14 protein-coding genes and 1 pseudogene are annotated in these 12,821 nt (G+C 68.6%); 10 read left to right on the top strand and 5 right to left on the bottom strand.

Annotated elements, in window-relative coordinates; genetic code table 11:
- From JWP83_RS16930 to JWP83_RS16920, 3 genes and pseudogenes are all read left to right on the top strand, one after another.
- Positions 1-277, top strand: a pseudogene (locus JWP83_RS16930) (hypothetical protein); the annotation flags it as partial.
- A 71-nt stretch (positions 278-348) separates the two neighbouring features.
- Entirely contained in the window at positions 349-735 is a 387-nt protein-coding gene (locus JWP83_RS16925; protein WP_297732080.1) for a hypothetical protein, read from the top strand.
- A 54-nt stretch (positions 736-789) separates the two neighbouring features.
- A complete protein-coding gene (locus tag JWP83_RS16920; protein WP_297732077.1) occupies positions 790-3,954 on the top strand; it encodes an adenylate/guanylate cyclase domain-containing protein in 3,165 nt (1,054 codons plus the stop codon).
- A gap of 12 nt (positions 3,955-3,966) precedes the next feature.
- On the opposite strand, the gene JWP83_RS16915 is transcribed toward JWP83_RS16920, so the two are convergent.
- Positions 3,967-4,692 carry a DUF3060 domain-containing protein gene (locus JWP83_RS16915; RefSeq protein ID WP_297732075.1) on the bottom strand — a complete coding sequence of 242 codons (726 nt, stop codon included), beginning with the start codon at positions 4,690-4,692 and terminating at the stop codon, positions 3,967-3,969.
- A 46-nt stretch (positions 4,693-4,738) separates the two neighbouring features.
- On the opposite strand from JWP83_RS16915, the gene JWP83_RS16910 reads away from it, so the two are divergent.
- A complete protein-coding gene (locus JWP83_RS16910; RefSeq protein ID WP_297732072.1) occupies positions 4,739-5,764 on the top strand; it encodes an NADP-dependent oxidoreductase in 1,026 nt (341 codons plus the stop codon).
- Between the two features lie 93 nt (positions 5,765-5,857).
- Here the strand turns inward: JWP83_RS16910 and JWP83_RS16905 are convergent, their stop codons facing one another.
- A complete protein-coding gene (locus tag JWP83_RS16905) occupies positions 5,858-6,499 on the bottom strand; it encodes a hypothetical protein (protein ID WP_297732070.1) in 642 nt (213 codons plus the stop codon).
- Between the two features lie 118 nt (positions 6,500-6,617).
- On the opposite strand from JWP83_RS16905, the gene JWP83_RS16900 reads away from it, so the two are divergent.
- Entirely contained in the window at positions 6,618-7,070 is a 453-nt protein-coding gene (locus JWP83_RS16900) for a MarR family transcriptional regulator (protein ID WP_297732068.1), read from the top strand.
- A gap of 153 nt (positions 7,071-7,223) precedes the next feature.
- Positions 7,224-8,054 (top strand): glycoside hydrolase family 16 protein, encoded by an 831-nt coding sequence (locus tag JWP83_RS16895; protein WP_297732066.1) that lies wholly within the window; start codon positions 7,224-7,226, stop codon positions 8,052-8,054.
- Between the two features lie 6 nt (positions 8,055-8,060).
- Here the strand turns inward: JWP83_RS16895 and JWP83_RS16890 are convergent, their stop codons facing one another.
- On the bottom strand, positions 8,061-9,536 hold the full coding sequence (locus JWP83_RS16890) for a glycosyltransferase family 39 protein (protein WP_297732082.1): 1,476 nt from the start codon (positions 9,534-9,536) through the stop codon (positions 8,061-8,063).
- 88 nt (positions 9,537-9,624) lie between these two features.
- Positions 9,625-9,855 (bottom strand): hypothetical protein, encoded by a 231-nt coding sequence (locus tag JWP83_RS16885; RefSeq protein WP_297732064.1) that lies wholly within the window; start codon positions 9,853-9,855, stop codon positions 9,625-9,627.
- 110 nt (positions 9,856-9,965) lie between these two features.
- On the opposite strand from JWP83_RS16885, the gene JWP83_RS16880 reads away from it, so the two are divergent.
- Genes JWP83_RS16880 through JWP83_RS16870 form a run of 3 tightly spaced genes read left to right on the top strand, consistent with a single transcriptional unit; the run spans position 9,966 to position 11,672 of the window.
- Complete coding sequence (locus JWP83_RS16880) at positions 9,966-10,271, top strand: hypothetical protein (protein WP_297732062.1); 306 nt, start codon at positions 9,966-9,968, stop codon at positions 10,269-10,271.
- A 21-nt stretch (positions 10,272-10,292) separates the two neighbouring features.
- A complete protein-coding gene (locus JWP83_RS16875; RefSeq protein ID WP_297732060.1) occupies positions 10,293-10,964 on the top strand; it encodes a GAP family protein in 672 nt (223 codons plus the stop codon).
- 27 nt (positions 10,965-10,991) lie between these two features.
- Positions 10,992-11,672 carry a GAP family protein gene (locus JWP83_RS16870; RefSeq protein WP_297732057.1) on the top strand — a complete coding sequence of 227 codons (681 nt, stop codon included), beginning with the start codon at positions 10,992-10,994 and terminating at the stop codon, positions 11,670-11,672.
- Here JWP83_RS16870 and JWP83_RS16865 read toward each other — a convergent pair.
- A complete protein-coding gene (locus tag JWP83_RS16865) occupies positions 11,663-12,412 on the bottom strand; it encodes a hypothetical protein (protein WP_297732054.1) in 750 nt (249 codons plus the stop codon). The genes JWP83_RS16870 and JWP83_RS16865 overlap by 10 nt on opposite strands.
- A gap of 133 nt (positions 12,413-12,545) precedes the next feature.
- On the opposite strand from JWP83_RS16865, the gene JWP83_RS16860 reads away from it, so the two are divergent.
- A partial coding sequence (locus tag JWP83_RS16860) for an SDR family NAD(P)-dependent oxidoreductase (RefSeq protein ID WP_297732051.1) occupies positions 12,546-12,821 on the top strand: 276 nt, incomplete at its 3' end.

The raw sequence follows: 12,821 nt of genomic DNA, 5'->3' as shown, positions 1-12,821 counted from the left end.
CCGCATCGGGCCGTTCGAGCTGCTGTTCGCCGCCGACGTCGCCCCGGTCCTGCCCGCGCCGAAGAAGCCGGCCGACCCCCCGAAGTCGAAGAAGTCGGCGGCCGGCGCGAAGCCGCCGGCCGCCCCGCCGCCCGAGCCGGCCGCGGCGCCCGCACCGCCGCCGCAGTACCCGCAGTACCAGCGGCCGCCGCTGACGATGTACCTGCACTTGCCGTTCGTCACGGTGCCGATTCCGATCAACCCGCCACCGCCGCCGGCCCCGCCGCCGGGGCCGTAGGCCCGTCCGTGGCAAATGGCGACGACTGAGCGCACACTGAGCAGTAACGCTGTGAGTGCAAGGAGGCCTGCGTGGGCGACTACGGTGCGTTCGGATTCGATCCCGACGATTTCGACCGCGTGATCAGGGAGGGCAGCGAGGGGCTGCGCGACGTGTTCGAGCGGCTCGGCAAATTTATCGGCGGCCCCGGGGCCCGGACGGGGTGGTCGGCCATCTTCGAGGACCTGTCGAGGCGGCCCCGCTCGGCGCCCGAGACCGCCGGCGAGGCGGGCGACGGCGTGTGGGCGATCTACACGGTGGACGCCGACGGCGGCGCCCACGTCGAACAGGTTTACGCGAGGGAACTCGACGCGCTGCGCGCCAACAAGAGCAATGTCGACCCCAAGCGCAAGGTGCGCTTCCTGCCCTACGGCATCGCGGTCAGCGTCCTCGACGACGATGCGGAAGAGTCCACGTAGCTTCCAGACCGCCGTACGTTCCCCCTAACGGGGAATCCGCCGAAGGGTCGAGGTGTGACGGCAACATCGCTGGTGTGCCACGTATGCGGCTGTCAGCCGCGCAAGGGCGCACGGTTCTGCGATGCCTGCGGCGCCGCGCTGACGCTGGTCGTCGAGCCCGCAGAATACAAACAGGTGACCGTCCTGTTCGCCGACGTCGTGCGGTCGATGGACATTGCGGCGTCCCTCGGCCCCGAGCGGCTGCGCGAAGTGATGACCGAACTCGTCAGCCAGTCGGCGGCCGTGGTGGAGCGCTACGGCGGCACCGTGGACAAGTTCACCGGTGACGGCATCATGGCGCTGTTCGGAGCTCCAATCACCTTAGAGGACCACGCCTTTCGTGCCTGCCTCGCGGCGATGGATATTCAACAGGCCGCCCAGCGGCTGGCCGCCGAGATACAGCGCAGCGACGGGATCGACCTGCGGTTGCGCGTCGGCCTGAATTCCGGCCAGGTGATCGCCGGCGAAGTGGGCGCCACCCACCTCGGCTACACCGCGGTCGGTGAACAGGTCGGCATGGCCGAGCGGATGGAATCGGTGGCACCGCCGGGCGGCGTCATGCTCACGGAGTCGACCGCCCGGCTCGTCGAGGGCCGAGTTATGTTGGGGGAGCGCGAGATTGTCCGCATCAAGGGTGTCAAGGCGGGCGTTCCGGCGCGCCGCCTGCTGGGCGCCGACGTCGAACGTCGTCAAAAGCCCCGGCACGAGTCCCGGCTCGTCGGGCGCCAACGGGAGAAGACGGCCATCGCGGACTTGTTGGACGGCGCCGCGCTCGGCAACGGGGCCGTCATCACGGTGATGGGCCGGTCCGGTGTCGGAAAGACCAGGCTGGTCCGTGAATCGGTGGCGACGGCGAGGGGCCGGGGTTTCGAGGTGTTCGTCACCGACTGCGAATCGCACACCCGGGATATCCCTTTCCACGTCATCTCCCGGTTGCTGTGCAACATTTTCGGCATCGCCGGCCTCACGCCCGAGCAGGCCCGATGGTGGCTGCGCAGCGAAATCCCTTCCGCCGGTGCCGACGAACTGGTTCTGCTCGACGACCTGCTCGGGATCCGTGATCCCGGTACGCCGTTGCCCGACATCGCCCCGGATGCCCGGCGGCGGCGACTCGCCGAGCTCGTCAAGACGCTGGCACGCCGGGACCCCGCGATCTACGTCGTCGAAGACGTCCACTGGATCGACGGCGTGAGCGAGGCGATGCTCGCGAAGTTCGCGGCGGCGGCGGCGAAGATGCGGGCGACGTTGCTCGTCAGCTACCGGCCCGAGTACTCGGGGACGTTGTGCGAAATCCCCGGGGCGCATCACTTCACGCTTGCGCCGCTGAGTGATTCACACATCACCGAGCTCGTCAAAGAGCTTCTGGGCGAGCATCCTTCGGTGGTCGCACTCTCGGCGGTGATCGCGGAGCGAGCGGCGGGCATCCCGTTCTGCGCCGAGGAGATCGTGCGCGACCTGGACGAGCGGGGCGAGCTCGAGGGCGGTCCGGGCGCCTACGTGTGCGTGCGGGAGGTGCGCGATATCCACGTACCGGCCAGCGTGCAAGCCGTCATCGGGGCGCGCATCGATCGGCTCACCGCCGCGGCCAAGCGCACCTTGCACGCCGCGGCCGTCGTCGGCGCGCGTTTCGACACCGGGCTGCTGGATCGCCTTGTGGATTCGGCGGATTTGGCGCCGCTGGTCGAAGCGGAGCTCGTCGAGCAGGTCGCGTCCACGCCGCACGCGACATACGCGTTTTGCCACCCGCTCATCCAGGCGGTGGCATACGAGTCGCAATTGAAGGCCGGGCGGTCGGAGCTGCATCGCCGGGTGGCCGCGGTGATGCAACGCACGCACGGGGGGTTCACCGGTCAGGAGGCCGCCCTCGTCGCCACCCAGTACGCAGCCGCCGGCGATCTGCGCGATGCGTTCGACTGGCACATGCAGGCGGCGACGTGGTATGGCGCGCGCGACATCGGGGCCGCCCGGTCGAGTTGGCAGCAGGCGCTTCGGGTCGCCGATGACCTCCCGGCCGACGATCCGGATCGGCTGGCGATGCGGATCGCTCCGCGGGCCTTACTGTGCGGCAGCGCTTTTCAGGTCGGTGGCACTCCCGCCGACACCGGATTCCGCGAACTGCGCGAGCTGACCACCGCCGCCGGCGACAAAAAGTCGCTCGCGCTCGGCATGGCGGGTCACCTCACCACGCTGACGTTCAACGCGCACTACCGCAAGGCGGCCGCCATGGCGTCGGAGTTCGCCGCGCTCGTCGAGTCGATCGGGGAGCCCGCGATGACGGTCGGACTGTTCTACGCGGCCGGTCAGGCCAAGTGGGAAGCGGGTGAAGCGACCGAGAGCCTGCGGCTGGCGCAACGAGTCGTCGACCTCGCGGGCGGCGACGCCACGATGGGTGACTTCGTGATCGGGTCCCCGCTGGCGTGGGCGATCACGCTCAAGGGAGCGGCCGGGATGTTTCTCGGGCGGCCGGGATGGCGCGGCGACCTCGAGGAAGGCATCGCGCTGGCCCGGTCGGTTGACGCCGCCGCCTGGCCCTTCGTGCAGTTGTACAAGTACGCGGCCGCCGTCGAGAACGGAGCGGTGCTGCCCGACGCGCGCGACATGGCCGAGACCGCCGAGTCTTTGGAGGTTGCGCAACGGTCCGGCAACAACACCGCGGTCGCGTACGCGACGCTGAATCGGGCTATCATCCTGCTTCACAACGACTTTGAAGACGCGTCGGCCGGCCTCGAATTGATGGCCACGGGACGCGAGATGCTCGTGGGCGAACAGCTGACGGTGGCGCTGCGACGACTCTCGGACATCGAACTCGCCCGGGAGCGCGCGCGGTCCGGGGATCTCAGCGGCGCAATAGATTTGGCCGCAACGGTTCTCGCCGAGCAGTTCGACACCGGCGAAATGATCTTCCGCGGGCCCGCCACCACGGTGTTGGTCGAGGCGCTGCTCTCGCGCGGTTCGGGCGTCGATATCGGGAACGCGCAACGTGCGATCGACGCGCTGGCGGCCGTACCGACCGAGCCGGGGTTCGTGCCGCACGAGCTTGCGCTGCGGCGGCTGCGCGCGCTGTTGGCCCGCGCGCACGGCGACGACCCCGGCTATCGGCGATTCGTGGAACGCTTCGCGGCCCGCGCGTACGAGGCCGGATTCGAGGGATACGTGGCGCAAGCCGAGGCGATGGCCTAGCGCCGTCGGTGATCAGCCCTGTTGCACCACGTTGGAACCGCCGGCGTTGCTGATCTTCGGCGTGCCCGTGTGGTAGGTGATCTTGTTGTCGAAGCCGGAGGCGTCGATGGTGTCGACGGCGTCGACGGTGATGGCGTTCTGGACGCCGGACACGGTGAGGCTCGTGCAGTGGCCGGTGATCACCACCGTGTTGGAAACCCCGCTCACGCTGACGATGTTGTCGTTGCAGGCGATCGTGCGGTTCTCGTTGATGCCGGAGACGCTGAGGCTGCCACCGGGCGGCGCGGTAACTGACGTCGACGGTGTCGACGTTCGACTCCGAGTGGTCGACGGGCCGGGGCTCCTCGAGGTGCTCGGAGTGGTCGAGGGCGGACCAAACGTCCCGGTGACGGTGGGCGCGGAGTTGATGATGGACCGGACACCGGAGAGCTGGTGTGCGGCGAAGGCCGCGATGCCCCCCGCCAGGGCCAGGAACCCGACCACGATCACCGTGCCCAAGATCCACCACGTGCGGTTGCCCGAGGGGGATCTCGGCGGTGGCCCGGACAGCGGGCCGCCATAGGTCCACGGGCTGGGCGGCGGTGGTGGGGGTGGCGGCGCCGCTTGACCGGGTGAACCGTACGAATACGGGTCGCCGCCGGGCGGCGGCGCCTGCCCGGACTCGGACGCGCGTGCCGTGTCGGCCAGGGGGCGCTCGAGCTCCCGGATGCGCTCTTCCGGGTCATCCTGCGAGTTCATGTGCAGATGCTCCCACCGGATCGGCCCCAATGGGTAGTTTCACACCGTGGCCGACTTGCCGAACCGCCAGATCCTGTTGTGTCGCCGCCCGACCGGGCTGGTCCAGCCCGGTGACACCGAGCTGGTCACCACGCCGGCGCCCGAGCCCGCGGAGGGCGAGGCGCTGCTCCGAACCACCTACGTCGGGCTCGACGCGGCGGTCCGCACCTGGTTGAACGACCAGCCGGGCTATCTTCCGCCGGTGCAGCTGGGCGAGGTCATCCGGGCGGCCGGGATCGGCGAGGTGGTGGCGACGCGCTGTGAGGCCTTCCAGGTCGGCGACGTCGTCACCACGCTCTCCGGCTTCCAGGAGTACGTGATCATCCGCGACGACGTGTTCAGCACGCCCATCCCCGGCAAGGCCGCCGTTGACCAGCTGGCGGTGATGTCGGTGTACGGCCCGACGGGGGCCACCGCCTACATCGGGATGATGGACATCGGCCGGCCGCAGCCCGGGGAGACGGTGGTGGTGTCGGCCGCCGCGGGCGCCACCGGCTCGGTGGCCGGGCAGATCGCCAAGATCACCGGCGCCCGGGTGGTGGGCATCGCGGGCGGCCCGGAGAAGTGCCGGGCGGTCGTGGAGGACTTCGGATTTGACGCGTGCATCGACTACAAGAACGACGACCTCGCCGCGGCACTCAAAGAGCATTGCCCGCGCCGGGTCAACGTCTACTTCGACAACGTCGGGGGGCCGATCCTGAATGCGGTGCTGGGCCGGCTGGCCACCAAGGCGCGGGTGGTGCTCTGCGGCGTCATCTCCAGCTACCTCAGCGGAGAGCACCCGGGGCCGGCCAATTACGTGAACCTGTTGTCCAGGACCGCGTCGATGCAGGGCTTCAACGCGCTCGACGACTGGGGGCGCTTCGAGGAGGCATTCGCCGCGCTGCGCCGGTGGGAGCAGGAGGGGCGAATCAAGGCGCGCCAGACCGTTTTTGAGGGCGTCGAATCGTGCGTCGACGCCCTCAACGGCCTATTCACCGGGGCCAACATCGGCAAGATGCTGGTCAAGCTGAGCGAACCGGCTTCGGCTTAGGCCGATGGTGGGGACCCGCGCGCCCGGTCCACCGCAAGCGGGTGGGGTTCCCCGCGGAGCTGGGGAGTGCCCCCACCGCGCTTGCGATCGCCACTAGCTTTCGCCGAGGACGCGGTGCAGCGCCTTCTTGGCGTCGGTCAGAGCCTCGAGCACCTTGGTCCGGGTCTCGGCGAGCTGCTGCTTCTGCTCATCGGTGCCCGTCCAGGTGATCGTGCGGGCCAGGCCGGCGAGTTCGAAGAGTTCCCTGCGGATCTTGAAGACGTCGCCGAACTTGGCCGCCCGCCCCAGGAAGGCGTGCGCGGTCTCGCTGCTGACGCCTCGCCAGGCCAGCAGGTTCTGGCCCAGTTCGGTCAGCGTCGCGACGCCGTTGTCGACCGTGACCACACCCCGGCCGGCCAGCAGGCCGATGGCGAGCTCCGCCACGTCCTGCGGGGGTGTGAACGCGCCCTCGGTCGCGTCGGACACCCGCTGCACGATCTGCGCGGCGTCGGCCGGCCCGTCGAGCAGCAGCGCCGCGGTGACGAACGCGGCACGCTTGAGGAAGGGCCGATGGCCGGGACCGCCGAAACCCCCCTTGAACCCAGGGCCGCCGCCGAACCCGCCGTGTCCCCAGCCCTTTTCGCCCCAACCGCCAAAACCGGGGCCACCAGCGCCGGGGCCACCGAAACCGGGTCCGCCGAAACCGGGACCACCGAAACCGGGACCACCGAAACCACCGAAAAATCCACCAGACATCGCTGTCGTTCCTTTCCACATTGGACTATCAAGCTCCTTGATACCACCGCCGTCGGGGATGTCAAGGAAATTGATGGTTGCTGTCCGGGAACCGCTGGCCGCATGCCAGCATGATGGTATGAGTCAATCCCCCGAGGAGCCGCTGGGGTTTCTGCTGTACCGCCTGGTGGCGGCGCTGCGGCCCCAGGTTGCCGCGGAGCTCAAGCCGCTGGGCCTCAGCCTGCCCGAGTTCGTGTGCATGCGGATCCTGTCCAACCATCCCGGGCTCACCAGCGCCGAGCTGGCTCGCGGCACCAACGTCTCGGCCCAGGCGGCCAACCAGGTGCTGCACGCGCTGGAGGAACGCGGCGCCCTGTCCCGTCCGGCGTCGACACCGTCGGGCCGGGCGATGCCGGCCCAGCTCACCCGCCGGGGCAAGGCCCTGCTGAAACGCGCGGAAGCCGCGGTGCACGTGGCCGATCAACGGATCTTGACCCGGCTCACCGCCGACGAGCAACGCCACCTCAAGCAGCTGCTTTACGCGGCGGGAACCCGCACGGCCGCCGACTGCAAAACGGATTCGTCCCGCTAGCAGCGTTAAACCGTCGAAATGGACGGCGACGCACCGTCGCGCGAGATGCGCACCGCCCCCGCCGCGTGGTTTCATAACACCGTTTGCAAAAGTTGCCTCGGGGATGATCACGGTGGGCCGGTGTCCCGGCTCTTTAACGATTGGTGGTATGCAATGGATCGTCGCAGCATGTTGTTGACGACGGGGCTGGGCATGCTGGCGGCCTCGATGCGCATGCCGGAGGCCTGGGCTAACCCGTCTCACGCCGCGCCGCCGGAGGCGCCGTCGGCCGGTGGGGGCGGCCCCTACATTTTCGCCGACGAGTTCGACGGACCGGCGGGCTCGGGTCCCGATCCGGGCAAGTGGACGGTGCAGACCTGGCAGGACGACGTGTTCCCACCGGTCGACGGGATATACCGCGACGATCGCCGAAACGTGTTCCAGGACGGCCGCTCCAACCTCGTCCTGTGCGCCACGCAGGAAATGGGGACCTACTACAGCGGGAAACTGCGCGGCAACTTTCACAGCATGATCAACCAAACCTGGGAGGCGCGGATCAAGCTCGACTGCCTGACCCCCGGCTTGTGGCCCTCGTTCTGGGGCGTCAACGAGGACCCGCTGCCCGACGGCGAGGTCGACGTTTTCGAGTGGTACGGCAACGGCCAGTGGGCCCCGGGCACCACGGTCCACGCCGCGTCCAACGGGAAAACCTGGGAAGGCAAATCGATTCCCGGTCTGGTGGACGGCGGTTGGCACACCTGGCGAATGCATTGGGGTCAGGAGGGATTCCAATTCTCGCGGGACGGGGCAGAGTACTTCAGCGTTCCCAACAAGCCCATCCACGTCCACGGCGGTGCTCCTGACGATTTCCGGTGGCCCTTCAACAATCCCGGCTACTGGATGACGCCGATGTTCACGCTTGCGGTCGGTGGCGTCGGCGCCGGCAATCCCGCCGGGGGTACCTTTCCGGCGTCCATGCTCATCGACTACATACGCATCTGGTAGAGCGCGTTACCGCTCGGCTTTGATCACCTGCACCAGGTTGAACTGCCAGCGCTCGGCCAGCCGGAAGCCCAGGTCGCGCGGGACCGCGAAGGCGGGGGTAGGTCCGTAGACCGGGCCGGGGGGAAGCGCCGAGCCCTGCTCGTGGGCGGGAACCGCGGGGTCGGCCTGGGTGATGATCCATACGACGCCGCAGTGGCTCAGCGGCTGGGCGACGACCTCGGGGATGAGGTTGGTGTCGAAGACGTCGCGGCGATCCGTCGCCCGTCGCCACAGGGTGAGGTCGACCAGCTTTCGATAGGCATCCGGACGCGCCGCCATCAGCGGGCGCATCGGGGCGGGCATGAACGTCACCGTGTCGTTGACCAGCAGGCAATCGCCGGGCGTCGCTTTCGCGGTGATCAGGTCGGCCACCTGGCTGTAGTCCATCCCATACTTGGCATACGGGTTGCGTTGCGCGCGAATGTAATTCGGCGTGGCGGCGACGGCTAAAAGGGTGACGAGGGCCGTCGCGGCCCACGGCTTGGCGGCCACGGCGGCGGTGCAGACCCCCAGGATCAGCGCCATCGCCGGTGCGGTGAACGCCAAATAGCGCGGGGTGTAGATCGGGTGAACCAGCGCCGACCAGATCACGATGAGGGCGGTCGGTATCACCAGCCACGCGACCGCGATGGTCAACAGCTGCCGATCCCCCCGCGCGAGTCGCGCGGATCGGCTGAGCCACAAGACAATAGCCGCGGCCACCACCAGCGCCGACAAGAGCGCGAACGGCGGGCTCCTTTCGAAATACTGCTGGACCACCACGTCTTCGATCGTCCGGTGCTCGATCGGCGGGACCCAACTGATCTGATGCGTCTGCCCGGCGGCCGCGGCCAGAAACGGCGCCAGGGCGCACACCGCCACAGCGGACGTAATGGCGAAGCGCAGCAGGGTTTTTCGCGTCCGCTCGAAGACGGCGATGAAGACCAGGTGCGCCAACACCACCAGCACGAGGTACGCGTCGAGCACGATCGATATGGCCATGGCGATGCCATACGACAGCCAGGACCACGCGCTGTTACGGCGCGCCGCGACGACGAACAGCACCGTTATCCACACGGCGGCCATCATCGAAAGCGCGTAGGGCCGAGCCTCGATGCCCGCCCAGGTCGTTCGGGGCAGGACCCCGCAGAGAACCCCGGAGGCCAGCGCGACGGTGCGGGATGAGAACTGCCCGCCCAGGACCACCACTCCGGCCGCGGCGCCGCCCACCGCCAGACCGCTTGGCGCACGGGCCCAGAACTCGGTGGGCGGAAAGACCTGGAACCAGCCGTGCATGAAGAGGTAGTACAGGCCGTGGACCGCGTCGACGTTGCCCAACATCTGCCACAGCTGTCCCAGGGATCGACTGTAGGAGGCCGAAATGGTCGCGGCCTCGTCGTACCAGAAAGACGGGCGGGCGGCGCCGGCCAAACTTATTGCGGCGGCAAGGACTCCGACGACCAGCGGGTCAAACGCGCCACGGCGTTGTCGTGACTCGCGGGTATCGGAGACGCTCACCGCCCGCTATGTTGCCAGACGCGGCGCCGCACCTTTAGCCGTTGTTCAGGTACAGGTACCAAAGCCCGTCGGAACCCTCGCGGCACGCGTAGTGGGTGTAGCGCCCGTCGTCGTACTGGAGCTCGACATGCGGGCCGTCGGTGAGGCAAGCGGCCTCGGTCGAGTAGACGCCCTCGACCTGAACTTCGTCGGCGTTGGCCACGCCCACCGCCGTGGTCATCAGCCCGCCCAACGCCAGTAACCCGGCAGCGATCGACGTCCTCATGTGGATCTTTCCCCCTCCGCATCGGTGACGCGACTATAGCCATCTACCAGCGCGCACGATCCGGAAATGGCGTACTCAACTAACCGCCGATTCGAACGTATGATCGACAAATGGGCGAGCTGGCGGCGATCGGATACAACGGGCAGCCGGTCCGCAGCCCGTTCCGCGTGGTGCGTCCGCCGATCACCGTGCTGGTCGACCTGACGGTGCTCTTCCCGCGCGAGCCCCACCGCTCGGGGCGGTATCAGCCCAACGGCCTGCAGCTGCACAAGGTCGTCGAGGGACGGCTGAGCTGCTGGGGCATCTGCGAGCAGGGCGACTGGTGGGGGCTGGTCACCTACCCGATCGCCTACGGCTCCAAGCGGAAAACCGTGACGCACTGGATACCGGCCTGGACGCTGCGCCGGAAAGGCTAGGCAATGCGATGATTGCTGCCCGTGGCAGACAACTTGGCTTCCGTACTGACCAAGCTCATTCCGCTGGGGCTGGTCATCGCCCTCTCACCGATCACGGTCATCCCGGCGGTGCTGGTCTTACACGCGCCGCGGCCGCGGCCGGCCAGCCTCGCGTTCCTCGGCGGCTGGCTGGTGGGCATGGCCGCCCTCACCGCGGCGTTCGTGGGGGCCTCCGACCTGTTGGGCGATCTGCACCAGACACCGCCGACCTGGGCGTCGTGGCTGCGTGTGGTGCTGGGCTTGGCGCTCATCGTGTTCGGCGTGGTCCGCTGGCTGACCCGGCATCGTCCGGGCAAGACCCCGGCCTGGATGCGTTCGTTTTCCAAACTGACCCCGCTGCGTGCCGGCGTGACCGGGGTGGTGCTCACGGTGGTGCGCCTCGAGGTGCTGATCCTGTGCGCGGTCGCCGGCCTGGCGATCGGCACCGGCGGGCTCGGCGTCGCGGCGGGCTGGATATCCGGCGCCGTGTTCGTCGCTGTGTCGTCATCGACGGTCGCCGCACCGATACTGGCCTACGTCGGCTCGGGCGGCCGCCTCGATGACGCGCTGGAACGACTCAAAGTGTGGATGGAAGAAAACCACGCCGCCATGCTTGCGATCGTCCTGGTCCTGATCGGTTTGTTGGTGCTTTACAACGGCATTCAGGCGCTGTAGCCCGCACGGCGTGCAAAGATGCTGCCCATGGCAGGAAGCTGGGGCTCCGTCGCCGCCGGGCTCATTCCGCTCGGGCTGGTCATCTCGCTCTCACCGATCACGGTCATCCCGGCGGTGCTGGTGTTGCAAGCGCCGCGACCGAGACCTAGCGGCCTTGCCTTCCTCGCGGGTTGGGTGCTGGGCCTGGCCGCGCTGACGGCGCTGTCCGTCGCGGCGTCCGGCTTGCTCGGCGGGCTGGACAAGTCGCCGCCGAAGTGGTCGTCCTGGCTGCGCGTGGTCCTCGGGACCGCTCTCATCGTGTTCGGCATCTACCGCTGGCTGACGCGGCACGGCCACAGCGAGTCACCCGGATGGATGCGATCGTTCGCCAGCATCACCCCGCCGCGCGCGGCGCTGACGGCGGTGGCGCTGGTGGTGCTGAGGCCGGACGTGCTGCTCATTTGCGTTCCGGCCGGGTTGGCGATCGGCGCGGCCGGGTTGGGCGCGGCCGGTGACTGGATCGCCGCGGCGTGCTTCGTCGCGATCGCCGCGTCGTCGGTTGCGGTCCCGGTGCTGGCCTACGCGGCCGCCGGTGAACGCCTCGACGATCCGCTGGCGCGGCTCAAGGGCTGGATGGACAGGAACAACGCCGCGCTGATGGCGGGGCTCCTGGTGGTGATCGGGTTGATGGTGCTCTACAACGGGATTCGCGCTCTGCATCACCTGTAGCCGCCGTCGGACAGGCCGGCGTCTTCCTCGAGCCGGTTCGTCTTGCGAAAGACCAACTCGCGGGCCAGTTCCCAGCCGTAGCCGCCGAGCATGCCCACGTAGCCTTTCGCCGCCCATTGCCGGCAGTGTCGCTCCTCGTGGTGCAGGACCCGGTCCAAGTCGAGGCCGTGCCAGGCGTGCCCCGACCGAACGATCCGGCGGAGCCGCTCCGCGGGGTCGGTGAGCGCGCCCCCGTTGACCATGAAGATGTCACCCCAGGTGGTGCCGCCGCGCCGGCTGAACTGCCGCTGGAGCCAATTGCCGCCCATGCCCATGAGGATGCCGTTCGGGGTCGTCACGAGGCGCCCCCCGTTGCGGTGGACGAAGCGGACGTCCCGGGCATAACTCCAGCGATTTGCCTTCTGCCGCTTGATGATCCGCGCGACCTCGGCGGCGCAGTAGGGTGTATCGGAAAAGTCTGGAATTTTAGCGGGCCACGGGCCCGGTTTGCCGTAGTCGGTGCCCGCGTTGAGGACGTAAGTCATCAGCGTCACCCTGCGCGCGTCGTCCCCGCCGGTGCGCGGCGGCAGCAGGAAGTAGGACTTGCCGTGCGGGTCCCTTATCTCCTCCGCCTTCTCGAGGATTTCAAAGCGCTCCGGCGTGATGGCGTGCCGTCGGGCGATCTCATCGACGGCGTCCGCAGGCACGCGCCGACGACGGGCGTTTTCCAGCCACGTCGCGGGGTAGCCGTGTGCCTCCATAGTCCGTCAATTCTTATCGGTCACATGTGATTGCGTCACACGGGTTATGGCGAGCGGGTGACCGGTGGTCACTTGGCCCGGCGTCGTGGGTATGTTTTGACGACGACATCGCGGGGCGTGCGAGGGAGTGGGCGTGGAACTGGGTCTGGGCGGCAAAGTAGCGGTCGTGACCGGTGCCAGCAAAGGCATCGGCTTGGCGGTGACCCGCCGTTTCGTTGAGGAAGGCGCCCGGGTCATCGCCGGGTCGCGAACCATCAGCCCCGAGTTGGCCGAGCTGGTCGACGGGGGAGCGGTCCAGTCGGTCATCGTCGACCTCGCCGAGCCCAACGGTCCCGCCAGCCTGGTGGCCGCGGCGGGCGATCGGCTCGACATATTGGTCAACAACGTGGGGTCGCCACGCCGCGGCTCG

The organism is Mycobacterium sp., assembly GCF_025965855.1.
Taxonomy (GTDB): domain Bacteria; phylum Actinomycetota; class Actinomycetes; order Mycobacteriales; family Mycobacteriaceae; genus Mycobacterium.
The sequence above is the reverse complement of the archived record's forward strand: the minus strand, read 5'-3'. Positions and strand labels throughout refer to the sequence as shown.